The organism is Glutamicibacter bergerei (assembly GCF_054495185.1).
The window spans coordinates 1,307,944-1,334,428 of the sequence record NZ_CM137131.1 but is presented as its reverse complement, the minus strand read 5'-3'; the positions used below and the strand labels follow the sequence as shown (position 1 = coordinate 1,334,428).

Annotated in this window: 19 protein-coding genes and 5 pseudogenes; 7 read left to right on the top strand and 17 right to left on the bottom strand. The window is 49.1% G+C overall.

Annotated elements, in window-relative coordinates:
- Positions 1 to 13: 13 nt before the first annotated feature.
- The 10 genes from ACX5K5_RS06170 to ACX5K5_RS06125 all read right to left on the bottom strand — a co-directional run bounded on the left by ACX5K5_RS06170 (position 14) and on the right by ACX5K5_RS06125 (position 12,559).
- Complete coding sequence (locus ACX5K5_RS06170) at positions 14 to 1,426, bottom strand: oligosaccharide flippase family protein (protein ID WP_459175427.1); 1,413 nt, start codon at positions 1,424 to 1,426, stop codon at positions 14 to 16.
- Between the two features lie 114 nt (positions 1,427 to 1,540).
- On the bottom strand, positions 1,541 to 2,746 hold the full coding sequence (locus ACX5K5_RS06165) for a glycosyltransferase family 4 protein (protein WP_459175183.1): 1,206 nt from the start codon (positions 2,744 to 2,746) through the stop codon (positions 1,541 to 1,543).
- Between the two features lie 2 nt (positions 2,747 to 2,748).
- Complete coding sequence (locus ACX5K5_RS06160) at positions 2,749 to 3,603, bottom strand: O-antigen ligase family protein (protein WP_459175182.1); 855 nt, start codon at positions 3,601 to 3,603, stop codon at positions 2,749 to 2,751.
- 503 nt (positions 3,604 to 4,106) lie between these two features.
- Positions 4,107 to 5,246: a glycosyltransferase gene (locus ACX5K5_RS06155; RefSeq protein ID WP_459175181.1), complete on the bottom strand. Its 1,140-nt coding sequence runs from the start codon at positions 5,244 to 5,246 to the stop codon at positions 4,107 to 4,109.
- Between the two features lie 33 nt (positions 5,247 to 5,279).
- Positions 5,280 to 6,380: a non-hydrolyzing UDP-N-acetylglucosamine 2-epimerase gene (gene wecB, locus ACX5K5_RS06150; RefSeq protein ID WP_459175180.1), complete on the bottom strand. Its 1,101-nt coding sequence runs from the start codon at positions 6,378 to 6,380 to the stop codon at positions 5,280 to 5,282.
- A 204-nt stretch (positions 6,381 to 6,584) separates the two neighbouring features.
- A complete protein-coding gene (locus ACX5K5_RS06145; RefSeq protein WP_459175179.1) occupies positions 6,585 to 7,814 on the bottom strand; it encodes a glycosyltransferase family 4 protein in 1,230 nt (409 codons plus the stop codon).
- On the bottom strand, positions 7,811 to 8,896 hold the full coding sequence (locus ACX5K5_RS06140) for a glycosyltransferase (RefSeq protein ID WP_459175426.1): 1,086 nt from the start codon (positions 8,894 to 8,896) through the stop codon (positions 7,811 to 7,813). The genes ACX5K5_RS06145 and ACX5K5_RS06140 overlap by 4 nt, the downstream gene beginning before the upstream one ends.
- A 206-nt stretch (positions 8,897 to 9,102) precedes the next feature.
- On the bottom strand, positions 9,103 to 9,717 hold the full coding sequence (locus ACX5K5_RS06135) for a sugar transferase (RefSeq protein ID WP_459175178.1): 615 nt from the start codon (positions 9,715 to 9,717) through the stop codon (positions 9,103 to 9,105).
- On the bottom strand, positions 9,714 to 10,856 hold the full coding sequence (locus ACX5K5_RS06130) for a DegT/DnrJ/EryC1/StrS family aminotransferase (protein ID WP_459175177.1): 1,143 nt from the start codon (positions 10,854 to 10,856) through the stop codon (positions 9,714 to 9,716). The genes ACX5K5_RS06135 and ACX5K5_RS06130 overlap by 4 nt, the downstream gene beginning before the upstream one ends.
- Positions 10,853 to 12,559, bottom strand: coding sequence for a polysaccharide biosynthesis protein (locus tag ACX5K5_RS06125; RefSeq protein ID WP_459175176.1), 1,707 nt, complete (start codon positions 12,557 to 12,559; stop codon positions 10,853 to 10,855). The genes ACX5K5_RS06130 and ACX5K5_RS06125 overlap by 4 nt, the downstream gene beginning before the upstream one ends.
- A gap of 1,034 nt (positions 12,560 to 13,593) precedes the next feature.
- On the opposite strand from ACX5K5_RS06125, the gene ACX5K5_RS06120 reads away from it, so the two are divergent.
- Complete coding sequence (locus ACX5K5_RS06120; RefSeq protein WP_459175175.1) at positions 13,594 to 13,875, top strand: hypothetical protein; 282 nt, start codon at positions 13,594 to 13,596, stop codon at positions 13,873 to 13,875.
- Here ACX5K5_RS06120 and ACX5K5_RS06115 read toward each other — a convergent pair.
- Positions 13,868 to 15,077, bottom strand: a pseudogene (locus ACX5K5_RS06115) (IS110 family RNA-guided transposase). The gene ACX5K5_RS06120 and the pseudogene ACX5K5_RS06115 sit on opposite strands and share 8 nt — an antisense overlap.
- A 318-nt stretch (positions 15,078 to 15,395) precedes the next feature.
- Between ACX5K5_RS06115 and ACX5K5_RS06110 the strand changes: the two are divergent.
- Both ACX5K5_RS06110 and ACX5K5_RS06105 read left to right on the top strand, forming a co-directional pair.
- The gene (locus ACX5K5_RS06110; RefSeq protein WP_459175174.1) at positions 15,396 to 16,103 is read left to right on the top strand and encodes a hypothetical protein; all 708 of its coding nucleotides are present in this window, start codon (positions 15,396 to 15,398) and stop codon (positions 16,101 to 16,103) included.
- Between the two features lie 133 nt (positions 16,104 to 16,236).
- Positions 16,237 to 16,458: a hypothetical protein gene (locus tag ACX5K5_RS06105; RefSeq protein ID WP_459175173.1), complete on the top strand. Its 222-nt coding sequence runs from the start codon at positions 16,237 to 16,239 to the stop codon at positions 16,456 to 16,458.
- A 273-nt stretch (positions 16,459 to 16,731) separates the two neighbouring features.
- Here the strand turns inward: ACX5K5_RS06105 and ACX5K5_RS06100 are convergent, their stop codons facing one another.
- Positions 16,732 to 18,786, bottom strand: coding sequence for an acyltransferase family protein (locus ACX5K5_RS06100; protein ID WP_459175172.1), 2,055 nt, complete (start codon positions 18,784 to 18,786; stop codon positions 16,732 to 16,734).
- Between the two features lie 326 nt (positions 18,787 to 19,112).
- On the opposite strand from ACX5K5_RS06100, the pseudogene ACX5K5_RS06095 reads away from it, so the two are divergent.
- The 4 pseudogenes from ACX5K5_RS06095 to ACX5K5_RS06080 all read left to right on the top strand — a co-directional run.
- A pseudogene (locus ACX5K5_RS06095) lies at positions 19,113 to 19,743 on the top strand (transposase family protein); the annotation flags it as partial.
- Positions 19,744 to 20,258: 515 nt separating this feature from the next.
- Positions 20,259 to 20,675: pseudogene (locus tag ACX5K5_RS06090) on the top strand (IS1380 family transposase); the annotation flags it as partial.
- Positions 20,676 to 20,783: 108 nt separating this feature from the next.
- A pseudogene (locus ACX5K5_RS06085) lies at positions 20,784 to 22,062 on the top strand (ISL3 family transposase).
- Positions 22,063 to 22,094: 32 nt separating this feature from the next.
- A pseudogene (locus ACX5K5_RS06080) lies at positions 22,095 to 22,424 on the top strand (transposase); the annotation flags it as partial.
- Between the two features lie 193 nt (positions 22,425 to 22,617).
- On the opposite strand, the gene ACX5K5_RS06075 reads toward ACX5K5_RS06080, so the two are convergent.
- From ACX5K5_RS06075 to ACX5K5_RS06055, 5 genes are all read right to left on the bottom strand, one after another.
- Entirely contained in the window at positions 22,618 to 23,631 is a 1,014-nt protein-coding gene (locus ACX5K5_RS06075; RefSeq protein WP_459175171.1) for a ketoacyl-ACP synthase III, read from the bottom strand.
- Positions 23,632 to 23,649: 18 nt separating this feature from the next.
- Positions 23,650 to 24,282: an acetyltransferase gene (locus ACX5K5_RS06070; protein WP_459175170.1), complete on the bottom strand. Its 633-nt coding sequence runs from the start codon at positions 24,280 to 24,282 to the stop codon at positions 23,650 to 23,652.
- On the bottom strand, positions 24,279 to 25,028 hold the full coding sequence (locus tag ACX5K5_RS06065; RefSeq protein ID WP_459175425.1) for an SDR family NAD(P)-dependent oxidoreductase: 750 nt from the start codon (positions 25,026 to 25,028) through the stop codon (positions 24,279 to 24,281). Before ACX5K5_RS06065 ends, ACX5K5_RS06070 begins: the two co-directional genes overlap by 4 nt.
- A gap of 12 nt (positions 25,029 to 25,040) precedes the next feature.
- Positions 25,041 to 25,271 (bottom strand): acyl carrier protein, encoded by a 231-nt coding sequence (locus ACX5K5_RS06060; protein WP_459175169.1) that lies wholly within the window; start codon positions 25,269 to 25,271, stop codon positions 25,041 to 25,043.
- A 430-nt stretch (positions 25,272 to 25,701) separates the two neighbouring features.
- A complete protein-coding gene (locus ACX5K5_RS06055) occupies positions 25,702 to 26,313 on the bottom strand; it encodes a YdcF family protein (protein ID WP_459175168.1) in 612 nt (203 codons plus the stop codon).
- Between the last annotated feature and the right edge of the window lie 172 nt (positions 26,314 to 26,485).

Here is a 26,485-nt window from a genome sequence, read left to right as displayed (position 1 = left end):
CGTTGTTAATTTTCTAATATCCAGTAAGTACCGGTGCTTCCCCAGGATCTCTAAGATCGAACCACCAATGTCGTAAGTAGCGGAACATTAGGCCGAAATAAATAGTTGCCCAAAGGCATCCGATGATAAGTGTTTCAATGACAGAACCAACGGACTCATCAATTGGAATCATCCATTTGGCCAGAACTGCCAAACAAGCCAAGAGTATGTTCAAAAGCAAGATATACAGGAGCCCTCGCCAAGGGAAAATTCTAGCAAACGATACGTTAAGATAGCGAGACGTTAGTATCAGCTGCGCAAATTGAGTAGCCGCTATGGCAATCAAAGAACCAAGAGCTGGTCCAATAAATCCGAATAAATGGTAACCAGCTAACCCAAAAACAACACTTAAAAGCAACGTGCATAGCGAGGTCCATAAAACAGACTTTGAGCGTCCAGTACTGCTGAGAAACATACCGAAGTATGTGGGTCTAAACAATAAGACAAGCGCATAAATTTGCATAACAGCTGCGCCACTTGAATATTTTTCAGAATACAAAAACGTGAGTGTATCACCAGGAAAAGTAAATACACCAAGTGCAAAGAATGAGAGAAAAGCGAATCCGATCAAGGTCGATCTGCCCCACAAGAAGATGGACTCACTAATACGGTTACGAGACAAAAGACGAACAATGACTGGCATCACTACAGCCGTAAGGGAACCCGCCAAAAGGGTTACGGGCAATTCTCTTGATGCGTTCGTATAAATAGCCAATGCTGCAGTGTCGAATTTCCAGCCAATCAGTAACTTATCAAATTGGGCTGTAATTATTCCCGTTGATGAAGCTAAGCCCAGCGGAATCGAAAAAACCAAAATATCCCGAACTAACTTCCAGCTGCGTGGAAATGACAACATTCCAGCAACTTTCGGAACAATTAGATAGACCGCAATACAATAGGTTACCTCTATCCCGACAAATATCAACATGTAAAACGAAAAGCCAAGCTGAAAAATATCCACAAAGATAACAGCGGCTAGTAGAAGAATCGCATTTGATACCTTGAAAATGACCAAAAAATTCATTTTTTTGTAAACAATAAAAACGTTATCAATACCACTGAGTATAATCTGAAACCATGGATATGTGGCCAGGACGTAAGCGAAAGAAGTGATGAGTGAATTTCCAAAATACTTCTCTATTAAAGGAACTGATAGTACGAGAATCAGTCCGGTTACGATACCGAGACAGGTAGACAATAAATAGTAGACAGACAAAAAATCTTTGCGTTCCTGAATGTCACGCGCTTTCCCTAAAAAGTAATTAACACTGTTCGGTAGTCCAAGCATAAAAATACTCGCTGTTAAATTACCTACCAGCAATAATTGTGAGTAAGTTCCATATTCCTCCAAGGTTCGAGTTCTTGACAGTAGGATGACGGTTACCATGGAAATTAGAGCTATGAGTATTCGTGAGCCCGTTAACTTTGCGGCATCGCCGCCCAATGACCTACTCAATGCCTGTTCCGAAAGTTTCTGACGAAATAAAAGAAATATCCACAGTTACTTACTTTTCATTAGAACTTGCACTCTTTCGATTTCCATGTCCATGCGATGTTGCCATGACCAGAAGTTCTCACTGGCGAACTGCTTAGCGTTCTTACCAAGTTGAGAAGCATACGCAGAGTCATTCAACACTCGGAGTATCCCTTCCGTGACCGTTTGATTGTCATGCTGGTCAAGTAGCACTCCGTTAATATTATCAACGATTACCCGGCTCGTGTCTCCTACGTCCAATGTCACAATTGGTTTTGCGCAGGTCATTGCTTCAAATAAAGGATTCCCGAGATTACTAAGGTCGTAAAGAGAAAGAAAAACGTCAGCAATTTCCAAATACTGATTGACTTCTGTTTGAGGCACGGAACCTGCAAAATGTACGTAAGAAGTAATACCTTTGGACTCGACTAGCTGTATAAGTCGATCTCGTTCCGCACCGTCACCAACAATAAGCAGAGAGACCGCGTATCCATTTTCGATTAACGTCGCAGTCGCTTCGATCGAACGGTCGATATGTTTCCATGAAACTAAACGCGAAACAGTAATCAAAAGAGTCCTGGATTTATCTATTTTTAATGACTCATAAATAGAATCTGTTGATGATTCTGCAGATAAAGAATTAAATTCATCTACACCGTTTCTCCAGAAGGCGCGGGGCGATCTATTACCCAATCTGTCCAGTACTCTATCTCCCTGCGTTCCATCATCTGTCATGATAATCAGATCTGAATCTGTTGCAAGGGCATTAAAGTGGGGGTAAAGACGAATTTTTTCAATTACGCTGTCGGCTACGGGTGCCAATGTCGTTCCCTGAAACCGAGTGACCAGAGGGAGTTTAAAACGTAGACTCAATAACTTTGCAGGTAGGACAGCGTGTACTTCATAGGCATATAGGAGAATCGGTTTGCCTGCCTTCTTAGCCTCTTTCTGTCCGATGAAGTACAGGCAAAGTCCGCCCCAAAGTGTCTGATGCATTCTGCCGAAAAAACCCAAACCCCTGATCTTCGATAGGCGTGTACCACCAAGTCGGATTTGAACGGCTTGTACGCCAGGCAATTCTTGCTCAACTAGTTGTGAGTCCGAAGTTGACAGTAGTACTACCTTCCATCCCGCATCTCGATAGGCTTGTACTGTGCGTTGGAATGAGGGCGCGCCCTTACGACCTCCCATAGACCAGAGGTTAAGGAAGCTAAAGATCAATACTGTATTCATGTTTATAATACGGCTTTCTTTTCTGTAAATGGCACTCTATTGTCTTTTTTGAAAAGATTAACACGAGTCGCAAAATTTATTATGACGGCAAAGTAAACCCAAAGCCATTCACTGGAAATATTAGAACTAGAACTGATAGAGGAAATTACAAAAGCTGCTATACCCGCAAATAAGTATGCAGAAATGTAGCCTACAATATTATTACCATTTTGCCAGGTGCTTTTAATTAATTTTATGAAAATGAACAAAATCATTGTAATGTATCCAACAAACACGAGAACCCCGTAAGCGACCAAGATTTCTAGCCACCAATTATGAATATTAAGAACACCGGAAGTTGGATAGACGGCACGAGTTTCCATCCAGTGTTCGATATTTCCTGCGCCTGTTCCGAAGCCCATAGTTTCGATCAAAAAATGGATGCCATTTTTTGACAAATTTAGTCTGACACCGTCAGAACTATGACTATTGTCGAAGGTAAAGTTGAAAATCGTTTCCAAATTTAAAAATTTAACAATAAACGTTAAATCTACAAATAATAAACAAATAAAGGTAATAGAAATCGTAAAAATTGAAACTATCACCCTATGCACGTTTCTAGCCTGTGTAATCACAATTATAAGTGACCAAATAAAAATCGATATTATATTTGCGCGAGAGTCTGTGCTGAGAACCAACAGAATCGATGAAGCTACCGTGATATAGAATATAAATTTTGACCACCAGTGACGACTCGTTCGAGCCGCTATAACTAAAATGCTAAGGGATACCAATAAATAAGTGGCAAAATCATTAGTGTTTCCAAACATCGATGCTGCTAACTGGTTTTCAGCATAGAATTGGGCACTTCTACTCAAGAATAGTAATCTACCGGTCGTGATCTCGTACCATCCGACAATATTATGGAACACTGTCATTATCGCCATTATGCGGAATACTATAAAAAAATTAGATATCTGAGTGAATGTGGTGTGAAATAAAATTGTTGCGATTGAGCCAATGAAAACAAAAAACGTGGCTCTCCCCCATCCGCTGTAGTCGTACGCCCATATGAAACTAGAAATGCTCATTATCAGCCAAAATAACATGAACTTATGGGGGTACTGCATCGGATTAGTATCCAATTTAAAACTCGTAAACTTCGAGACCTTTGCGCTGTACAATGAGTCCACGACCGTTATTATCAGCAACAGAATTACCGTGGCCCGAAAGATCGAAAGCTGAGCGCCAGCAATCTGCACTGAAATAGCAGTGGCGTCAAGTGCGGATGCAAACACCGCAAAATATGCAATGCGTCGTCTTAACATGTTGATAGTCCTTAATTTCCTGAGAACTCGTATCAAAAATAAATGATCTCAGGCTAAGTAGCATTCTTCGATGCAACGATATCCTCAAATATTTCCGTTAGTCGACGAGAAATCGTCTCTGGGGAAAATAGCCTTCTTGCTTCCGCCGAAGATTCCTCAGAACTTATCGAGAAATTCCCTTCATAGGCAGCAAGAATACTTTTTGACAACCCGTCCAGGTCACTTGCCTTAACCACTAACGAATTTTTTTTCGTCAGGAAATGCTCAGGCCCCCCACATTGCGTTGCGACAACTGGCAGTCCACTGGCTAAAGCCTCGATAAAGACTACACCAAAGGTTTCCTTCTTGGACGAAAGTACGAATAGGTCCGATAGAGCAAATTGTTCCGCTACATAGGAGTGTTCTCGTTTCCCCGCGAAAATTACTTTCGTCGTGAGGCCAAGTTCCGCTACAAGCGACTCAAGAGTTTGTCGCTCAGGACCATCACCGATAATAGTCAACGAGACCGATTCCAGATGCCCGATTGAATGACTAAATGCGCGTATAGTCATGTCCATTTGCTTGTTCCCGACAAGGTTTCCCACTGAAACAACACGATATCCGCTATGCTCCACTTGCTGATTATGAAATAACGCAGTATCAACGGCATTAGGAACGACTACAGACTCGGTTCCAACTTTTTCACGAATGGCAGATTGGAGTGCGGGGCTCACCGCAATAACTTTCTGTGAACCCTGATAAGTCTTAAGTGCCAAATTATGGAATGCATTGTCTAGTTGCGAGTGCATAAGGTAACTTGAATGCTCAGTATGGACTAATGCTATTTTCTTGGACTGTGCTAGATCGATAGCCGCAGAACCAACTAGAAGAAAGTGAGAATGAATGATCTCCGGAAGCGGGTACTTACTGTAAATAAAATGGAAAAGAATGTGTAACCCAAATAGGATTGCACACCGCTGAATTTTCACCGGTAACTTACCAACCGGAATGCTGATCGCAAAAGCGCGCATTCCCTCACTCGAAGTCACCTTTACTATCGGAAACCTACGCCGCCTGATTGACCGAATATCCACTGCAATATAGATGACTTCGTGTCCAGCACGATAAAGAGCTCTTGCCTGATTGAACTCGAAAATACCACTCGTCGGATTCGACTCAGTAGGAATATTCCTACCGACAACTAGAATACGCATGTTATTGTTTCTGACATGAGGCTCATTATTGAATTAAACATCACGTGCTACCGCGCAATTGCGTAATAACGCCTGGATGGACGCTTCAGACGCATTGCCAATACCGAAGGGCGTTCCTTGTTCAGCGGTCGGCAAAGGTCTCGAAACAACATCAACCAACGTACTTGGATCGTCGACCAGAACGTTCCAATTTCCATGCAACGTTTCAATCCATTCAGTTTCAGACCTGACTGTGGTGCAAGGTACACCGAGCAGATATGCCTCTTTCTGCAGACCACCACTGTCTGTCACTACGCCAGCTGACTTTTGGACCACCGCCACCATTTGTGGATATGATACAGGTGCCACAGCTGATACATTTCCAGAGTTGAGTTCGATACCGGCTTCGGATGCCTTCTTTGAAAGTCTTGGATGTGCATATAGAATCACAGGCAATTTCAAAGATTGTAGGCCTCTGACGATTGCCGCGAGACGTTCCGGGTCATCAGTATTTTCAGCACGGTGGACTGTTGCAACGATGTAGGGTTTTTCTGAGTCAATCATCGGTGGGAGATAAAGAGATAGTGGATTATTTCGCACGGACCCCGCAACCGTCAAACAGACATCTGCCATTACATCGCCTGTGATAACAACGCGTTTGCCCAATCCTTCGTTGACTAAATGTTCGGCAGCGTGATTTGTAGGAGCCAAAAGTAAATCGGCGGCGTGATCGGTGAGAATACGATTCAGCTCCTCCGGCATTCGTCGGTTGAAAGAACGCAGCCCGGCCTCTAAATGGGCAACCGGTAAATGTTGTTTGACTGCAGCAAGTGCGCCGGCGAGTGTGGAATTAGTATCTCCATACACTAGAGTCCATTCGGGCCTTTCGACTAGTAAGATTTGTTCAATACTTTCTAGCATCCGCCCTGTTTGTTTCCCATGGTCAGCGGAGCCAATGGCAAGGTTGTAATCAGGGTTTGGAATTCGTAAGTCATCAAAAAAGACATCGCTCATTCCTGCATCGTAATGTTGTCCCGTGTGAATAATAACATGCGAAACTTCAGTACCCGTGGCCCGTACTCGCTCTATTCCTCTAGCTATTGCAGCTAGTTTCACGAATTGTGGACGTGCTCCAACGATTGATAAAATTTTCATTCCATAACCTACTTTAATCTAGAATTTACCTTTTACCCTTATTCGATTTATGTTTATATACAAAATTCGGAATTAAATAGTATGGTTATTGCATCATGAAGTTACAAAATATACTATAGAAGCGAATTGAGCTTAAATTAGAATTTAAACTTTATAACGAGTAATTTGAAAAGATATTATTTTCGTTTTGCATTTCGGTTTTAACTAAGTTAATTCTTTCGAAGTCACGTTCATAAGGACGTCATTAAGATGGCCAGCCAAAACCTGATAATCGTATAGTTCTGCGACATGTTTACGACCATTTTGTCCCCAGATTCTGCGCTGCTCTTCAGATGCAGAAGCCATGTCCCGCATTGCTTTTCCTAATGCCAAGATATCGTTTGCAGGCACCGTGATCCCAGCTCCAGCGGCATTCACAATATCATTTCTTGCGTTGGTTGCAATCACAATAGGCTTCGCCGACGCAGCATAGTCGAAAAGTTTGTTCATGCTCACACCATAACGATAGACGTCTAGGTCAAGAACATTGACCACTAGTGCATTTGCCTTCGTAATCAACGTTGGTACCGCATCTCGGGGAACAGGATCCTGGAATTTCACGCGATCACATACGTCGGAATATTTTAGTGCGCATTCAAGCGCTCGACGTTCCTTACCATTGCCGACTACAACCAGTTGAATTTTAGGATCCGATCTCGCAGCAATTTCAAATCCATCGATAATTGCTTTAACACCGTTTGCTCTACCAATAGATCCTAGATACATAAATGTGAAATTATCAGATTTTTCTGTCTTAGAAATCTGGGAAAAATCACTGATACTCGTACCATTAGAAATCCAGTAGATCTTTTCTTTTTCTATTCCTCTTGCTGTGAGATATTCATGGGCGAAGGGAAGGAGAGTAATCACTGCAGCTGCACGATCACAAAGTTTCTTCTCCAATAGTCGCATGAGAAGAGCAGGAATCCCTTTTTCGTGGATCTTTCCCATATCTATTAGTGTTTGGGGCCAAAGATCCCGAATCTCAAAGACGAATGGTACGTTCATTCTCCTTGCAATAACAGAAGAAGCCCAGGCAGCAAGTGGGTGCACTGTACTCCCAATTATTACTTTAGGAATAGCCAGATCTTTTACAGTAGATACGCGCAGCAACTGTAAAGTAAATGCCAAAATATTTACAAGGCGACCAATGCCAGTTTGATAGGTTGGTGTGCTAATAAATCGAAATTTTACCCCTTGGCTCAACCGATCTGTGGCACGTCGGTTTTCCATGCCAGTACGTCGTCGACCTGAGGGATGGTCAGTACTCGCAGCAAGTATAGTAGGTTTCCAACCGAAATCGATCAATCCTCGGGCAAGGGAAAAATGCCTTGATCCTGCAGCAGATTCTTGTGGATCTGTTGCATAGTGGTTAATAATCCATACATGACTCATAATGACGAACCTATTCGGCGATATTCAGCGACCATTTTTTCAGCTTCTTGAATCCATTCTGGCAGCTTGACTCTGGCGAGACTAGCTGTTGCCTCATCGATTCTTTTGTCGTCAATGCTTTCGATCATCGACACTAGCGATTCACGGGTCATATTGATCTTCCATCGGTCAAGCGTCCCATCGACAAGGCGGTCAACTTCAATGAGATCCGTGTAGACGAACGGTATTCCTGCCCTTGAATATTCCATTGCCTTGTTTGGCAGTGATAACTCATAAGATAGGCAAGTAGGTTCTATCAGGCAAAGTCCTATATCGCAACTAGCTATAGCGCTGACAACCGATGTTGGGGGCACGGGTGGGTGGTGATGAATATTGTTGAATTTTTCTGCGTAATCCTTGACAATCCCTTCTAATGTCCCGGATCCGAGAAAAACTACATGATCACGGCTACCCGTGCGTTCGACAAAAGCGCTTAGGATCTCTTCAATATGGCGGTTTCCCACGATATTGCCAACATGTACATATACTCGATCTAGACTTGCGAGGCCTAAATTCTCACGTAAATCGATTGGCTTACCAGCTGCTGTAGCGTTGGGAGCGTTATAGATTACGCGTACATGTAATCCTGGATAGCTTTTCCTATACCACTCCGCGATAGATTTATTAACTACAAACACCACTCCACATTGTCGAATGAATCGTCGTTCAATAAATTTGAATAAAAGACCTTGGAAACCTCGTGCCGTAGAGGTCTCGGTCTCTAGCTCGTGAGTATCGTATATCAACGCAGCTTGATGCCGTCTGGCAATAGCTGCGCATAGGGGTAAAACTGCTACAGAGTGAGCATTCACCACTGAGACCGGTTTACGAAAACACCAAATGAATACACTTAACGACCACCGAAGTTGTTCAAATATTCGGCCTAGCGACGACTTTGGCCTTCCCCTGATCATTCGTCCGACACGGACGATACTACGAACGGAATCTAGTTCTTCGATTTGGTCCAAACCTGGGGAGTTTTGGCCACAGACAATCACTTCATCGAAAAGATTCGACTCTGCTACGGCTAAGCTCTCTCGCATAATTCGACTGGCGTTAATGATAGGGGCTGGATATATATGTAGGTTCGAACCTAAACTCATCGTTGCTAGGACGTCTTTCAGTATAAGATTCTGACCGTATAGGCAGAAATTAAATTATTGATTTGTCAATAATTGTATTTTAATACGATCATTGATATTATTATTTTTTATCATTTTCTTTAGATCGAATAAATGATAGCTATAATTTATTTATGCGTACCATTGAATTTTTCCATCGTTACGTGGCCTTCTTGCGTGATTCCATCGCGACGAAACACTGTCTTCACTGTGCCAAAGATAATCTCAAGATCTAACAAAAAATTTCTCCGTTGAACATACTCAACGTCGAATGATAACTTTTTTCCCCAACTAATCGAGTTTCGACCACTAACCTGGGCCAGCCCGGTTATTCCAGGACGGACCAAATGCCGTCCTGATTGCTCGCTCGTGTAGTAGTCCATATATTCGACGAGTAATGGACGGGGGCCCACGAAGCTCATGTCCCCCCGCAAAACATTTATTAATGAAGGTAACTCGTCCAGACTCGTTGAGCGCAAAAACTTTCCGAATTCGGTTAGTCGGTCGGCATCGCTAAACAGTCCATGCTTCTCATCAACTTCAAGCATGCTTCGAAACTTATAAAGTTTAAAAATCTTGCCATATAATCCGGGGCGTTCCTGAACGAAAATCACAGGACTTCCCAGTTTGATGCGCACAGCAATCGCCGTCACGCAAATTAGTGGAGACAGCAGGAGGATGCTCGTACTCGCCCCAACAATATCAAGCCCACGTTTAACCGAATCATACGGACATTGATTCAAACTGATTTACCTCTCTCAACAAATTCATATATTTTTTCCAGTACAAAGCGACGCTGGGCGGCAGTCATGGCCGAACCACTTGGAAGTGTTAGATGACTATCAAATATTTTTTCTGACGCTCCAGAAATTTCTCCATGAAACTCTGCAAAAATTGGTTGAAGGTGCATCGGCTTCCATAATGGACGGCTTTCGATGTTCTGTTCAGAGAGGAACTTCGAAAGCTCAGCGGTAGTCCAACCGGTTATCGAATTATCAACGGATATAGCTGTCAGCCATGCATTGTCCTCAATATCCTCTGATGTCCCAAAAACTTCGATTCCATCAATTTTTGAGAATAAATCTTTGTACTCATCGCGCAGGTTACGACGTTTCAAGATCATTGAGTCAAGTCGCGAAAGTTGTGCGCGTCCAAGTGCAGCTAGAATATTACTCAAACGGTAATTGTAGCCAACATCATGATGCTCATAATGAACTACGGGTTGTCTAGCCTGAGTAGCTAAATAGCGTACTTGCTGGGCGATGTCTGCATCGTCTGTCATTAACATGCCACCGCCGGAAGTGGTCATGATCTTGTTTCCATTGAACGAAAAAGCCGAAGCTTTCCCAAAGCTCCCTACACATTTTCCCTTGTGTGTAGCACCCAAGGATTCCGCCGCATCAGATAATACCGGTATGCCGAATTCTTCTGCGATCTCGAGGATGCGCGTGTAGTCGATGGCCTTACCCAATAGGTCTACAGGAATGATGGCAGCAACATTCGATCCATTGGCGCGCAGTCGGGTGAGGCCTTTGCGCAATAATTCCGGATCCATATTGCCGGTCTCTGGCAAACAGTCAATAAAGTACGGTTCGGCCCCCGTATACATTATGGCGTTTGTGGTTGCCGCAAAAGTCATTGTCGACGTCACTACGACCGAACCAATCTTTGCGCCCAAGGTCAATAATCCTAAGTGCAAAGCTGCCGTTCCTGAGCTCAAAGCAATGGCGTGCTTCACGCCGATTCGCTCCGTCATTTCAACTTCAAACGCATCTACGTCTGGGCCTAGCGGAGCGATCCATCCACCTCGCATTGCCGTGAGAACGGCTTGTTCCTCAAGTTCCCCCACATCTGGGGGAGACATGTAAATACGTTCGCTCAAAACTGCACCCGCTCCTCATCTGACAACTGCGATTCGTCAACGCCAATAGTTCGTTTTTTCGATCCCATTCGTTCCATCCAGATATTCTCGTCCAGACAATCCGGACTCAAAGAATCTGCATGTGTATGTGATATCTGAGGGTGGAAGGGCCTTACAAGGTTTTCGTGCTCACCTACGAGAACCTCATGTAACTTTTCCCCCTCACGCAGTCCGGTGAAGACTATTTCGACTCTTTTTCCAGACATTGCGATCATTCGCCTTGCAATGTCTAAGATACGAACAGGCTTTCCCATATCAAGAATTAGCACCTCACCAGCACGACCGATACCACCAGCCTGGATAACGAGTTGACATGCTTCCGGAATTGTCATGAAGAAACGAGTTGCTTCTGGGTGGGTTACGGTCACCGGTCCACCGGATTCAATCAGAGTTTGAAAGGTTGGGAGCATCGATCCGCGGCTACCGATAACATTTCCGAAACGAACCGAGAGGTACTTCAGTCCTGTGTCCTCGGCGGCCCATGATGTGATCTTTTCTGCAACTCGTTTGGAGTGTCCCAACACGCTAGTCGGACTCGCAGCCTTATCGGTGGATATATTTACGAAGGTCGTCACCCCGACGGACCTAGCAGCGTTAACCACGTTGAGCGTACCTAGAACATTTGTTTTCCAAGCTTCGCGTGGGTACTGCTCCAGCATTGGCAGGTGTTTGAGGGCAGCGGCATGGAAGACTACTTCCGGCCTACGGTCTTGAAAAATATCCAGCAAGGTTTCGTTCTCGCGGATATTAGCAAGGACTACCTCGCGTGAATCGAGCAGCCCATTCCCCATGGTTCGCAACTGAGCATGTTGTAGGCCCGTTTCGTCACGATCCAACATGATCAGTTCTTTGGGGCCGAACTTATGGAGCTGCTGGCAAAGCTCGGATCCGATAGATCCGCCGGCTCCCGTAACCAAGACACGTTTACCGGTGACATAGTCTGCGATTTTCTCAATACCAGTATCTAAAGGCTCGCGGCCGAGGAGATCTTCAATCTTGATGTTCCTCAAATCGGATACGGTGACCGTTCTTGAAACCATCTGCTGGACGCTAGGGGTGATCAGCACTTGTAGCCCCGCCTCCACGCCATCGTCGGTTAGTTTTCGTAACATCGCTGAATCAGCGTTAGCAATGGCTATAACAAGAACCTCTGCGCTGGTTTCACGTGCCGTCTCAATAATTCGATTGGTACCACCAAGAACTTGAACAGTATGTAGTTTGAGCCGACGTTTAGATGGATCATCGTCTAGAAGACCAACCGGACGTAGTGGGGAATCGGGATCGGTCAACATACTACGGACGAGAAGACCGCCGGCGTTGCCGGCACCTACTACGATGGTGGGTAGTGCTTCTAAATCCGGTCTACGTGCCACTTCTAAGGAGATGCGACGAAGATAACGCACCCCAAACATCATCACCAGAGCCAGCGGAAACGCTATGAGGACCGTACTACGGGGAATTCCAACCGCGGTTCCAAAGATCAAGACAATAATTGTAAGAGCTAACGATTCAATAGAGACTGCTATGGAAACTGCTCTAACTTCTCCAAAAGATCCGTACGGGAAATGGCCTGAGTACAGACCTAAAATGAATCCAATACCGCTGTGCAGGAAACCAGCGCCAAATCCCAGCAGGATAACGGGTATCCAGGTTACCAATTCCAAGCTAAATTCGTATCGTAAGATAACTGCCACGACAAGCGAGATAAGCCAGATAGCACAGTCAATAATTAATTGTACTAGCGAACGCAAACGAGCGCTTCGTAGTTGAGCTTCTCTAAGCTGCACAATCCCCCCAGTTCCTTCTGAAGCCCCCAACGGACCATCTATTAGATTCTGCACTCATATTAGTAGACGCAACAAGCAGATACTAATCTCTGCTTACCATTGAAACCGAGAAAAACATACTCCGGTGTGCTAGCTTGGGGTAAATTCATATATTACTCTTGAGGGAAAGGTAATTATTAGACTGTCCTTACGACGAGAAATAACAGAATTTTTATGCGAGCTAAAGATATTGCATACAGAATAGGCTCTGGTAAGGAACATTTTCGGCTATAAAAAAGACTCATAAGCCGCGGTATAAACGATGCGTTGCCTCTTACTTGGTTCGGCCGCTTCCTGAAACTCCAAGTAAATTCAGAGTTAAAGCACTGAGCCATCATCGCGGGCATAATTCGTGAATCTGAAGTACTCATTTCAGTAACAGACAGCCATGCATCGCAAAGGATACTAGAAGTTGCTTCGACAATACTTCGTCACGCTAGGAGTCGATCTATCATTTAGTTCGGCAAATAGTTAGACTGAAATTCGAGATAAACATCCACATGCTTAACAAAACTCGCGCATAGCAAGTTCATAATTAGCGAGAGGTTAGTCATCGTTACAATCTCTCTATACCGTCGATCCATCCGGTCTTGAACTATATGATTCCACGGACCCGGTTGAAATTTACATTTTTCTTAGGCTCGTAACCTGCCTTCGAGGTCGAAAATAAGGCTTGCTGGCCTGCCTTTTTTGGCGTGGTCAGCTCACCGGTAATCCAGGTTCGAGGGTGCTTTGACCAGGAGTTCGCAAAGCACAAACGATTTCGATAGGTGATCACCTCGGGTTGCTGGAGGCTATCGCATTGGCGACCTGGTCCTATGCCGAGGTTCCCTGTACTCCAGGGGTCGAATACTTGGCCCGTTAATGCGCACATGACGAGCATGGTCCTGTGGGGCTCGTCGTCGCTGGGCATCGGCACCGCGCTACAGGCCGAACTTAGCCCCTTGGGCGTCACCATCAACAACGAAGGTAAGGGGTCCGAGTTTGCCACCGGAACCGCTGCACGTATGGGTAGCGTCCCGGCCCGGCTAACGTTCGCCAACGACACCATTCCGGCCTCCGGCTCAGCCCTTGTCACCGCGGACGGAATCGAGGACATGGGCGCACCATATGTCAAGCCTTTTCACGGGACAGTGTCGGGTGCCCCTATGTAAAAAGTGAAGCGATTTTCAGCTCCGGAACGTCATAGAGTGCCCCGTCACGGATCAAGGCGAACAGGACTGTGAGCCGTCGGTGGGCCAATGCGATGAGTGCTTGGTTGTGGCGTATACCCTGCGCACGTTTCCGGTCATAGTAAGCACGGCTGGAAGGGTCGAACCTGATCGAGGCGAAGGCCGAGAGGAAGAGCGCTCGTTTCAACCTTTTGTTGCCTTCAATGACTGGCGCGTTCGGACTTGATCCAGGTGCCAGACTGGCGTGTGGTCGGTGCCAGTCCAGCGTAAGAGGACAGTGCTGCGGCGCTGGTGAAGGTCTTGACGGAGATCACGGCGATGATGACCGCGGCGGTCCTGACGGCGACCCCTGGCATGGATGTCAGGACCGGGTAAAGAGGGTGCGCCTCCACCATGGTTTCGAGGTGAGTGGCGACGTCAGCACACTGGGCGTGCAATGAGATCAGCTGGCGAGCCATGTGCGGGATGACTAGTCCTGCCGCATCGGTGCCGACCACGATGACGCTTTGCTCGTCGAGCGCATCCATGATGGCTGCGGCCCAGGCGGTGTGCCGGCGGGCTCCGTGTTTCTTGAGTTTCGCATCGATCCGCGCCTTGCCAGCGTGCTTCAGCAGCGCTGGGGTAGGCCATGCAGCGAGGACTTCAAGGATGGCGTCATAGTCCAACCATGGACCTAAGAGCCGCTCTAAAGGTGGGTGGATCTGGGTGAAGAGCCCGCGGATCCGGTTGCTGGTTTGAGTGATCTGACGGGCCAAATCAAGATCAAATCCGGTGAGCATGCCCAGCGCTGCTTCTTCTTCGTCGGTGAGTTGGAGGCTGCGCAGGGTATGGGGCATGGTGCGTGCCGCATCAGCGATGATGAAGGCGTCTTTTTCGTCGGTCTTGGCCGTCCCGGGATACTTATCTGCGATGCGTCGCATGGTCAGTCCGGGCAGGTACGCGACCTGGATGCCCAGCTGTTGGGCTACCGCAACGGCCAGGGCGCCGATGGTGGCTGGCTGATCAACGATCACTAAGACATGTACTTGAGCTAAAAGCTTCTGATACACGGCGGTGAGTTTGGCTTCGTCGTTGGGCAGGGTTTTGTTCCAGATTTTGGTGCCGTCTTGGGTGACGGCGCAGGCCCAGTGGTCAGTTTTCCCGACGTCCAGTCCGAGGAAAATCTCGATGTCTGTGGTGATCATGACTAGTGCTCCTTTGAACTAGTTTTTGTACAAGGTCGACCAACAGTCGGTAGCAAAGTCTTACATCCACGTTATGACAGGCGTCCATTTTGGCGCCGCGCCCCTAATTAGCAATCACCTCGCTGCCATCCCAATCTCGGTGGCAACACCCCCCGGACTATTGGATAAGCAGGGGGTAGACACCATGCCGAGATTGGTCGGCCGGCAGCTCCTATATTCCTCGGAGTCAAGGAGCTGTCAACAACACAACGGGTTCGCGGACTGTTGGACAGGGCTGGTGCGTCATACCGCTTGACTCGCACAACCGCAGGAACTGCAGTGAGTGTGAAAACCGGCTCACCGTTCGTTCCCGAACTGGGCGAGCAGTACCGGGGCAAATTGGCCCTGTTGTGGATGGGGAAAAATGACTTGTCCTATGATCCAGCTACAACGGATAGTAACCCGCCTTCTGTGGTCATTGCACGCACCGATGCCACTTTCGACCGACTGGCCCCGCTGATTATGCGTTCCTTAGTTCTGGGCTATTTCCTAAACCAGAGCGTCCAATGGACTGATGCGGAGACGAGGGCGCGAATTGCGGAAGTCAACGCGGCACACGCCGCCCGGTACGGTGATCTTTTCCTCGACATTCAGGCATTCATGGTGTCCCCGCTGATCTGGGAGCTGGCCGAGGTAACTCCCACGGCGGACGACCTTGCCTATCAGGTGGACGAGCGTAAGCCGCTCTCCCTGTCTGCCGACAACGCCCAATTCAACGCCGCAGGGTACCTGGCCATTTCACGCCTTATCTACCAGCGACTCATCGAACTGGGCTGGTACGAGGAACCGACCCCGGACGTGGCATCACTTCCTGTCGTGGATAACTTCGACCGGGCGAATGGACCCCTCGCCGGTACCTACCCAAACAGTGGCGGTGTGCGGTGGGTAAATATGGAAGGAATGTACAACATTCAAGAAAGCAAGGCCATTGCCGCCAACACAACCAGTGACACGGTGCTTATCGAGACCGGGAGCGCAGGATGTTGACCTTACTGTTACGGCGACCCGGACTGAGTTCTCGAGAGCTGGCGTACTGTTCCGGTCGCTGGACCTCATTAACCGCTACGTGATATTCCTATTCGGTGAGGAAGGTATTCGTATTTACAGCATGGTTAACGGTGTGAGTACCGTCGTGGCCCAAGCAACTCCTGGATCAAACGCTGGAACACACGAAATCAGCGTGCGGATACGAGGCGCACAAATCACCGCCACCGTGGGAACCCTCGGCGCATTGACCTACACAATCCCAGACGTGGCGGCTAAAGCGGACTGGACAAAGGTCGGATTCCGCGATGCTTCCATCACAACCGCTGTTAACAACCTCAGCGTCACCGCTCCATGATCTAGAACGCCTGCTCAGTCTGATCGCCGGCGGAATGGGCGTCGGCGCAAAACCCGCGGTGACCGGATGCGGCGCTGTCACGCAAAGTGATCAGCGCATTGCAATTGTCCTCAGCTACTGGGGTGTCCCCGTACCCACATTTTCGCGGGCTGTCTTCCCGACCGGCAAACAAAGACAGGAGACGATCAAGCGGCGTATTCATGTGCCGAGTCGAACAGTTGCACTAATTGTCGGAGTCATGAGTTGGTGGCATTTGATGCGTAGGGCCGAACCTCAGCGTTCAAGTACCAGTGGTTCGATCTTCTTCCAAACAACTTCTGACATTTGGCGACTAAACGTTGCTGTGAGATGGTGCGCGTCCCGATATACCAGTAGGTTACCGATAATCGGGGGGCACGATTCCTTGTTGCAAAGGTATGCATTGAAGTCAACGAAGGCCGCTCCGCCGTTTGCCGCGGCGTCCTTCTCAGCCGCTGCAACATCAACCCTTAACTGTTCGCCACGGGGAATCAAGCACGGGCTTACATTGTCAACGTGCGCTGAAAGGCATATCGCCGGCGTCGCCCCGTTATCCGGAACATCCGCAATCACCGCAACGGAGGTCGATGACATCGCGGCGAGCGTGCGCTCCAAGCCTTCCTGCCAAGCGATGATAAATGGTGCATCCGAAACGAGCTGGCTGTCACCGTAGTTCGCGAGCAAGACTAGCGCGGGCTGCTCGGCGCGAATCCTTTCGATGACACCTGCCCGCCAAGTTTCACAGGCAGTGTATTCGACTCCCTGGTTCAGATTCGACGCATCAACAGAGTGGCAAGAGCTTTTCGTATTCGAGTCGAGACGAATATCGCCACGCTCCGCCAAGACGGCAAGTGCCGGGTACCAGCTTGCGGCGTGAGAGTCCCCGAACAAGAAAACAAGAGGGGCTTTACCATTTGTACCAATCCGGCAGCCGGAAGCGTCCGAAGAGTCAACGCCTCGGTGGCATCCATCAGCATAGATCGGGGGGTTGTCCGACGAAGCGCCGCGTAGGGCCGGGGTCAAATTCGATGGAACGAAGGCGCTGCCTGTGGGTGACGGCTTGGGCGGAGCCTCGGAGGCAATGTTGGTACTCGCCAAGGGTACGTTCTTCACCGCGATGAAGGAGCCAGACGCCAAGAGCACGACAACCGCAGAAGCAGCGATTGCAGCCAGACCGGTTTTCAGCGGCCTGCCCTGCGCTATCGGGTTCCATTTCATCGCCGGCTGCTCGATGAAGCGGTAAACTGCCCAAGCCAACGGGAATGCAACAAGCCCGAGAAGCAGTCGACCCCACAAAGGCAACGTGTTGTTGAGGCCAACGGCAGCTTGCGGGATAACTTGTAGCGGCCAGTGCACGAGATACAGCGAATAAGAGATTGCGCCCACTTGCTGAAAATGCCTCCAACCCAGAACGGTACTAGTGGACAAGCCGCCGTTCACTGACCCTCCGATGATGAGCAGGGCCGTAGCCAACACGGGGAGGGCTGCATTGAAACCGGGGAACGTAATTGTCGAATCGTATGCAAACGCCGCGGTGAGCAGGCCAGCCATTCCGATCCAAGACAATATTCCAGTGGCTGCATGGGGCAACCATCGGACTCCTGATCGCATCAAGAATGCGACCAAGCCACCAACACCAAGTTCCCACGCCCGAGTCGGTAGGGAAAAGAATGTCCACGATTGGGAGATGTTCATACCGACGAGGCACAGAAGAAATGAACCTACAGTCAGAACGGCAACGGCGACGAACAAGGCACGCTCTTTGCGCTTGAATACCCAGAAGCCGAGAGCAAGAATAATCGGCCAGAAGACATAGAACTGTTCCTCTATGCCGAGTGACCAATAGTGCTGGAATGCAGAAGGCGAGGGCTCGCTCAAGTAATTGGTCCCTTGGACCGCAAACAGCATGTTAGGCACGTAGGCGGCAGTGGCGACCGCACCGAGGAGCACCTCGCGTATCAGAAGCGGAGGCATCCAAATTGAAGCTGCAATTACTGTTAGCGCGGCAACTAATAGGGACGCCGGCAATATTCGGCGGGCACGCTTCGCATAAAATCTAGCGAATTGGACTCGACCAGTCCGATCCAAGGAGTCCAGCAGGTGTGTCGTGATCAGGAAGCCTGAGATGACGAAGAAGACATCGACGCCGACATACCCTCCACTTATCCCAGGGACGCCCGAATGGTAGAGCACAACTAGGAGTACCGCGATGGCACGAAGCCCCTGAATATCAGGCCGGAAGTTGCTCCTGCGTGAAGTCTCTGGATACGCCCCGTGAGAATTGACAAACAATTTCGTGCTTGATGGCATATCTGGTTATCCCCCGGAGTCAATGAACAAATCTCGGATAGTTTATCCAGTGGTCGACGCAATACCTAAACAGACGCCCAATGCGACTATCTGCCGGAAAAGGTGATCTGAACTGGAAAATTGGGAGTATCCGAACTTCCAAATTACCAATCCCCTAGATCGTCTTTTCTTTAATGGTATTGGCAGGTCTGGTTACCCGCTGGCAATATCGATGCCAACCCGTCATAGCGTGACTCACACCTTTTCTGGCCATTGGCTTGTCCTTTGTGCTTTGTGCTTTGTGCTTTGTCGCTGACGTGTCCACTGTGATGGGCTGGCCTCGTCCCCACGCAGGCCTATCTATGCTCACCAAATTCCTTTATGCATTGGACTTCCGCAGGCTCTGCGAAGACCGGTTCGCCCAGTGCGTCCCCGCCACCCCAACACGCCGGTCGGGAAAGATTCTCGGCACCCTCGATCTGTCGTTGACAGTTGGTGGTGTACAAGCCACTGATATTAACCAGCTGCGGGCCTCACTAGACTTGTTCGGGTCCGTAGCCATGGTCAGCCGATTCATCGGTCGCGCCAAAGATCAGCCAGAGGCATTCTCCTACGGGGCCGCCACCTTGACCCGCATCCTGCGTTCCAAAGTTTGGAATGCGGTCGGGCCACGGAATCCGGCCCGGTTGGCTACGGCAGCCAACCCGCTGATTATCGACATCGATGCCTCCCTGGTGCACGTGCACTTTCGAGACGGAGGACAGCGCTGGCACCTATAAAGGCGGGTACGGGTTCTCACCGATGATTGCCATGGCTGACTGCGGCAAAGTCAGCGGCACCGGCGAAGTCCTCGCCGGGCGTCTGCGCCCGGGAAACCGGGGCGCGAATTCTGTGAAATCGCATATCGAGGTGTTCGGCCAATCATTGGCTCAGCTGCCTGATGATTTCTACGACGAGGACAGTAACCTGGCCGGTGATGCTAAATAGTCTTAGTCGGAACTGCTGTTCTGACGACATGGTATTTTGGTTCTGAACACCGGGTACTGCTTTCAACTGCAGACAAAAGTCCGGTGATGGGTCCAGTCAATTCACGAGAGAAAGACGTTTCCGCCAGTTCGTCCACGTGGCAGCTAAGAACGAGGCGCTGAACATATCCCACACAGCGGCTCAGGTCCATGTGCAGCAAACGGATTGATCGAGCGCTCACTGCCGTCCTCGATACCCACCGCCACGGTCCCACCTGGTACGGAGACCCCGAATTCCACTGCGAACTGGGTCCAGTGAACATTAGTAGGTTCGGGGACCACCCAATATTGCTTTTGGGAGCCAGCGTTATTGCCGTTGGGGACCAGCACCTCCCGGATAGGTGACGCTGGCCGCCAACGGCTCCACTCGCCGGGAAGCATGACTGAAGATAAAACGACCGTTACCCGGTGGCCAGAAACGAAGTACCACGTCGTCAGAACAGCCGTACCATCCGACGCTATTTTGCAGGTGAGAAGATCCTGGTCCGCACCGATTGCGCCGGCTCGTCCCGGGAGTCCTTGCACCATCTGCATTCGTTGGGGCTCCAGTTCTCCATCTCGTATTCGCTGCCGGTGCTCAAGGAGCAGTTCATCCGGTGGATCGAGGAGAAGAAGTACTGGGAACCAGCGCTTACTGCTGACGGGCAGGAACGCGATGATGCATGGGTGATTGACTCGACGAAGGTCTTGGAGCTGAAGGACTACCCGCCAGGGTCAAGGATCTATGTGCGCGCTGAGCCGCTGCATCCCGAAGCGAAAGCGAATTTGTTCGTTACCGATGGCAATCGGGTGACCGCGTTCTTGACCAACAGCCCGCGGTTCAACGTGGCGTTCCTTGACGCCCGGCATCGTGCCCGTGGCCGGTGCGAGAACAGGATCAAAACGGCTCTTCAAGTTTTAGCGTGGTGAGCCCGAAAAATAAGTAAGGCCCGCAGTCCCTTCTGCGAAAATGGATGTTGTCTAGACAAACCATTACGCAAGGAACTACGAGCCGTGTTTAAGGATACCGGTGGAAACGACGCTGCGTCGATTCTTCTCAACCTCACTGACTACCGCGTCATCGACGCAACCCAAGAACCAGCCGGACGACAAGTCCTTATCGAGCCCAAAGCCACAGAGGCAGCCTGTCCAACTTGTGGGGTGATCACCACCCGCATCCACTCCAGACCAGTGCACCGGGTCAAAGACCTCCCAACCGGTGGCAACGACATTCAGGTCCTGGTGCGCAAACGCCGGATGGCCTGCCAAGAGACCGCCTGCGAACGCCGCTCGTTCGTGCAAACCACCGAACAGCTACCGTTGAGGGCCCGGATCACCACCAGGCTCTCTCAAAAGCTCGTGGACGAGATGAGCTGCGAACTGCGAGCCGTGTCCAGGGTCGCTTCTGCGTACCAAGTTTCCTGGCCAACCGTGATGGCACGGCTGAACATTGAAGGTGAGCTCGCCGGTGACATTGACCGGATGTTCATCGGCAGGCTCGGTATTGATGAGCACCGTTTTCGTAAGGTCCGCTACGCCCGAGGCAGCAGCGGGAAAGTAGTCAGGATTGAGCCGTGGTCCATAGTCTTCACTGATCTGGATACTGGGAAGATCCTCGATATCGTGGACGGACGGCGAGGTGCTGCGGTGAAGAAGTGGTTGAAGTCCCGGCCACGGTACTGGCGTCAACGAGTGCAGTACGTGGCCATTGATATGTCTGCGTCAGTTCCGAAAAGCGGTGCGGGAGAACCTGCCGAAAGCAAAGATCAGCGTGGACCATTTTCACGTCATCGCGCGCGCGAACCTCATGATCACCCAAGTGCGCCGGCGCCGTTCCCATGAAGTCCATGAACGCCGAGGCAGAGTGGCTGATCCGGCCTACAAGTACCGGAAGCTATTGACCTGCAATTTGGAGAACTTGTCGATCAAACAAGTTGAACGACTGAAACTGATCCTTGAATCAGATCCTGAGCTGGGCGTGATTTATGGGGTTAAGGAACACGTGCGGGAGCTGCTGAAAACCAGGGATATCCATGAGTTTCAATCGAGGTGGGCGGTACTGGAGAAATCTGTGAAGGCAACGAAAATGGTGGAGGCGAAGTCGTTGTTCCGGACGCTGACTGCGTGGAGGCGCGAGTTGCTGGTGTTCGTGAGAACCAGGCTGACTAATGCCCGGAGTGAGGCGGCGAATCTGACGGCGAAGAACTTGAAGCGGATAGGGCGGGGTTATCGGAATCATGCGCATTACCGTGTTCGGATATTGTTATACACGGCGGGCCTCCGGCCGTGCTGAACATCCTGCACCACGCTTAAACTCGAAGAGCCATCAAAACGCTCAAGAGCACGGGATTGGGCAAACTGCCGTATTGGTCTTTGGCCGCGAACTAGGCGTGGGCTGACCTGGCAATGTTCGCGGTGAACTTGGTCGCATGGTTGCAATTGGCTGCATGGCTTGGTGGTCATGAAGCCAAGTGCTGAGATCTGAAGCGGTGGAGGTACCGGCTGTTTTCGATGGCCGGGAAAATCGTCTCTGGTGGGCGGCATCGCCGACTGTTGATCTCTGAGATAGCACCAGAAGCACAGCTGTTATGCGAACTGGACAAGGGCATCGGCTTGTTGTTCCAGCGGTGGCGGCACGGTGAGCTGGCCGCCTGAAATGGTGGTTTCATTGTTTATTTGGTTTTGAAAGGTCTTGCAGTTCCAGGTGGGTGAAGATTGGCATTCAGCGTCGGTGCAATTGGCGCTCTCTGGCGTGGGTGAAATCAGGAATGGCCACCGGAAATCCTTGGTATTGGATTTCGGTGGCCGTTGGAGCCTCGATGAAAAACCTGGGTAGGTCCATGAACCCCTAAAGTCGAATGAGTAAGGAACCCCACGACAGCCCTACTCCAAATCCCGCTAATAATGCGGTCTCTCCCTCTTTCACCTCTGAAGCGTCGATTGCTTCGCGGAGGGCAATTGGGATAGATGACGAGACCGTGTTCCCGCAGTGGTCCATCTTCACAACGAACTTTTCAACCGGCAACCTCATTTTCTTACGTAATGTATTGAGCATAAATTTATTTGCTTGGTGGAATACGAAGGCGTCAACCTCATCAATTGATAGGCCTGCCTTACTTAGAGTTTTCTGAAGGGTATCTGGAACCACACGAAGTGTGAAGTTAAAAACCTCAGGCCCATTCATATAAAGATCGAATCCATTTGTTTCAAGACCGCGAGCTTCTGCAGCGGCCTCTTCATTAATTCTGTTGACGTCTCCGAGTCCACCGTTCGGAAGCACGAGGTGTTGTGCACCAGAACCGTCAGTTCCGTAATTGATGCCAAAAATCGACTCTTTGTCAGCATCCGCTAACAACAAAGTTGCTGTTGCCGCATCCCCGAAAATCGTTCTTACCGACTTATCTGCCTCATTTACATAACGACTGTATGTGTCGGTAGTTATCAAAAGGACTTTACTAGCTTGTCGCGTCTCCAATATGCCTTTCGCCAACCCAAGTGCATAGATATATCCCGAACAGCCAAGGTTTACATCAACTGCTCCAACATCTGTGGAAAGCCCTATTTTTTCTTGGACAATGCAGGCTGTAGAGGGGAGAAGGAAATCGGGAGATTGGGTACAGACGATTAGATAGTCGATGCTTTGCGGGTCAATCGAGTGTTCTGCAAATAATTTTCGAGCAGCTGCCTCTGCAAGATCAGAAGCTGTTTCATCGTCGCCCACTACGTGGCGAGTGCTAATCCCGGTCTTACTGCCAATTTTTTCTACAGACCACTCCGGATATTGATTCGAGAGCATCTCGTTAGTCAACTCGTGTTCAGGCAACACATAGCTAACCGCGGCAATACGTGCAAATAATGGCATGTCGTCCAGTCTTTCGTTCTATATTGCTCTTGCAGGGACCCCGAACACGGTGGTCCCAGGTTTAACTTGCCGTACAACAGTGCTACCGATTCCGACCTTGGCGTTTTCGCCAATCGTCTTCTTGGGCGCGACCATTACACCAGCTCCCAAGAAGGCTCCATCGCGTACGGTAACTCCACCGGTGAGGACACATGCTGGGCTTACAGTTACATACGCACCAACTCGAACATCATGCCCGACGACACAACCAACGTTAATGTGCGAACCGACGCCTATTTCGACATCAGCGGTTAACGTGACTTGCGGACAAATGATAGTGCCCTCGGACAGCGAGACTCGTTCACCTATGATTACTGAATCGTGGACAAAGCTAGGCATGTATGCGCCACGAGTTTGCATTTGCGCGGAAATGATCCGTCGTAAGGCGGGATCTCCGATTGCGCAAACTACTAAGTCTGAACGATCCGGAATGTATTCAATAATAGAAGCGACAACCCGATATGGTGCTTCTGCTTCATGATTATCATCGACAAAAACGATTTCAGTAATCGCAAGTTTTTTGAACAGCTTCGGGGCGGTTAATCGCCAGGACGCAATTTCACGACCGAACCCGCCTGCGCCGATAATGACTAGCCGTTTAGGGTTATTCATCCTAACGAGTATCCTCCGTCCAAAACCATCGCAGTACCCGTCATCCATCTCGATTCATGCGACAACAAGAAACTGGCCGCTTTAGCAACATCTTCGGGGCTACCAAGACCGAGCGGATGTCGAGCTTTGATGGCCTCGTAAGCATCATTACCGATCAGATTCGCAAGCCGTTCAGTCATCGGGGTCTCAACGATTCCGGGGCACAGACAGTTTACGCGTATGCCTTCCGCAGCGAGCTCTAGGGCCAACGATTTTGTTAGTGAAATGATGGCGCCTTTGGAAGCGGCATACGCACTTAGACCTGCTTCCCCGGTGAGCCCTGAGACGGACGACAGAAACACCAAGGACGATTTCGGATTTCTAATTCGCTTATCCCGAAAACCCTTCGCCATTCCCAGTGCCGATGTTACATTCGCGGAAAACATTTCATCAGCACGGCGCATATCTAAACTGCGCAACGGGGTGATCGCGTGAATTCCCGCACAGTGCACGAGCCCATCTAAGCGTCCCATAGACGCGACGATTTCTTTAAGGACTGTAGTACCAGAATTTTCTTCCGTTAGATCCTGAGCGACCGTTACATGCCCTTCACCGGCTAATTGGTCAAGCGTTACAGCTAACGCTGACTGATCGCGACCTACTAGTCCTACACGTGCTCCACGTTTGGCCAGCAATATTGCAAGTGCGCGACCAATACCAGATGAAGCACCTGTGACTACAATTCTCTGACCGATGTGAGAATCCATTACAGCCAAGGCTTAACCTTGAGTTGCTTGCTTTACGAGCTGGAAAATGTCATCAAGAGTTTCAGCTTTTTTCAAAGTATCCGCATTAATCGTGGCGTTGAATTTCTCGTCCATCTCCGCAATGAGGGAAATGTTGGCCAGAGAATCCCAGTCAGCGTCGTCCAACGACTGCGTTAGGCTCAACTCTTCTGGTTCGGTTTCCAAAATTTCTGCTGCGAGAGTAAGAAAATCTTCTATTTGCACTTAACTACTCCGATTCCGACAAGTCAAAACTTGTGCCTTAAACGTACTTTTCGACTCAGATTAGCATGAAGCTAATCATTCATGCTCTGTCGAATTCATTGCTACGGTTCTTGCCCGCCAGTAACCACAACTTGTAACCGGTACTTGCTTTGCGATTATCGTCCGATCATTCGTTTGGAAAGGATTTCAGTCTGTGGATAATTTCGGTTATTTAGTCAAACCGTACCCGGAACCATTAGGCCCCTCGCAGTTGCCGTTCCCCAAGCTGTCGTTGTCTCGCCTCAGTTGATTTTTACCTTGATGGGGTTTCGTAGTTCTGAGCTTCCACTCGTACGGACACCGCAACGATCCACGATTCAACTATGTAAGCATCGTAGTACTCGAATGGTTATTTAGACTCTGATGGTAACTCTGTAGACTTTTAACTTATTTACCATGTCTGGAATATTGCTTTAATGGTTGCTAAATTCTCGTAGCCAATATGAGTAATCCAGCCCTTGGCCGATAGTTCTGTAGGTGCTGCAACGACATTCACATGAATATGTGCAGGCAAAGTTCGCTCAAAAATAAATCTGGTACGAAACACATGATATCGGCTAGTAACGACCACTACAGAGTCCCAGTCTTGAGCAAGAACAAGATTGCTCACAGATAGGGCTTCTCCGTATGTGCTATCTAGCTCTGGAGTGAAACAAAACACGGAGCCTACGTCCGGTGCCCGACATATCTGGCTTTCGAGCCAACCCAATTCTGGTTTGACCACCGCACCACTAATCAATTGTGGAAACCAGGATACGACAAGGTTTTCTGACATTCCAGATTCATGGTATTCCAATGCAGTAGGCAACCGGTGCTGTCCTGGAGCCAATGAAACTACAGCATCCACGTGACGCACTGGCCCCGAAACCGGTTTAAGAACCATAGCGCTGATAAATAAGAACCAGACGAGTGCAACAACGGGCAACAGCAATACAGAAACAGCGATGAACTGTCGTGCCATCCCCATGTGACGAACGTTGTTGAACAAGGTTAAAATATTCATGGTCCCCATCCCACGACGTTGCTCGCCTCTAAATCCATAGGAAGCAACAAATGATCCATAGAAACCTTCTATTCCGGTGACGAAATTCAGAATTTCGACACCTGTAAATTTCTCCTACACGTCGGCCTGATGACCAATTTTACTCACGCAAGATGTAATTCAGCCATCCATC

Excerpts from the sequence above, each read along its gene's own strand:
- ACX5K5_RS06170 (WP_459175427.1), bottom strand. The coding sequence starts at position 1,426 with ATGGTAACCGTCATCCTACTGTCAAGAACTCGAACCTTGGAGGAATAT.
- ACX5K5_RS06165 (WP_459175183.1), bottom strand. The coding sequence starts at position 2,746 with ATGAATACAGTATTGATCTTTAGCTTCCTTAACCTCTGGTCTATGGGA.
- ACX5K5_RS06155 (WP_459175181.1), bottom strand. The coding sequence starts at position 5,246 with ATGCGTATTCTAGTTGTCGGTAGGAATATTCCTACTGAGTCGAATCCG.
- wecB (WP_459175180.1), bottom strand. The coding sequence starts at position 6,380 with ATGAAAATTTTATCAATCGTTGGAGCACGTCCACAATTCGTGAAACTA.
- ACX5K5_RS06145 (WP_459175179.1), bottom strand. The coding sequence starts at position 7,814 with ATGAGTCATGTATGGATTATTAACCACTATGCAACAGATCCACAAGAA.
- ACX5K5_RS06140 (WP_459175426.1), bottom strand. The coding sequence starts at position 8,896 with ATGCGAGAGAGCTTAGCCGTAGCAGAGTCGAATCTTTTCGATGAAGTG.
- ACX5K5_RS06120 (WP_459175175.1), top strand. The coding sequence starts at position 13,594 with ATGACGAGCATGGTCCTGTGGGGCTCGTCGTCGCTGGGCATCGGCACC.
- ACX5K5_RS06100 (WP_459175172.1), bottom strand. The coding sequence starts at position 18,786 with ATGCCATCAAGCACGAAATTGTTTGTCAATTCTCACGGGGCGTATCCA.
- ACX5K5_RS06075 (WP_459175171.1), bottom strand. The coding sequence starts at position 23,631 with ATGCCATTATTTGCACGTATTGCCGCGGTTAGCTATGTGTTGCCTGAA.
- ACX5K5_RS06070 (WP_459175170.1), bottom strand. The coding sequence starts at position 24,282 with ATGAATAACCCTAAACGGCTAGTCATTATCGGCGCAGGCGGGTTCGGT.
- ACX5K5_RS06065 (WP_459175425.1), bottom strand. The coding sequence starts at position 25,028 with ATGGATTCTCACATCGGTCAGAGAATTGTAGTCACAGGTGCTTCATCT.
- ACX5K5_RS06055 (WP_459175168.1), bottom strand. The coding sequence starts at position 26,313 with ATGAATATTTTAACCTTGTTCAACAACGTTCGTCACATGGGGATGGCA.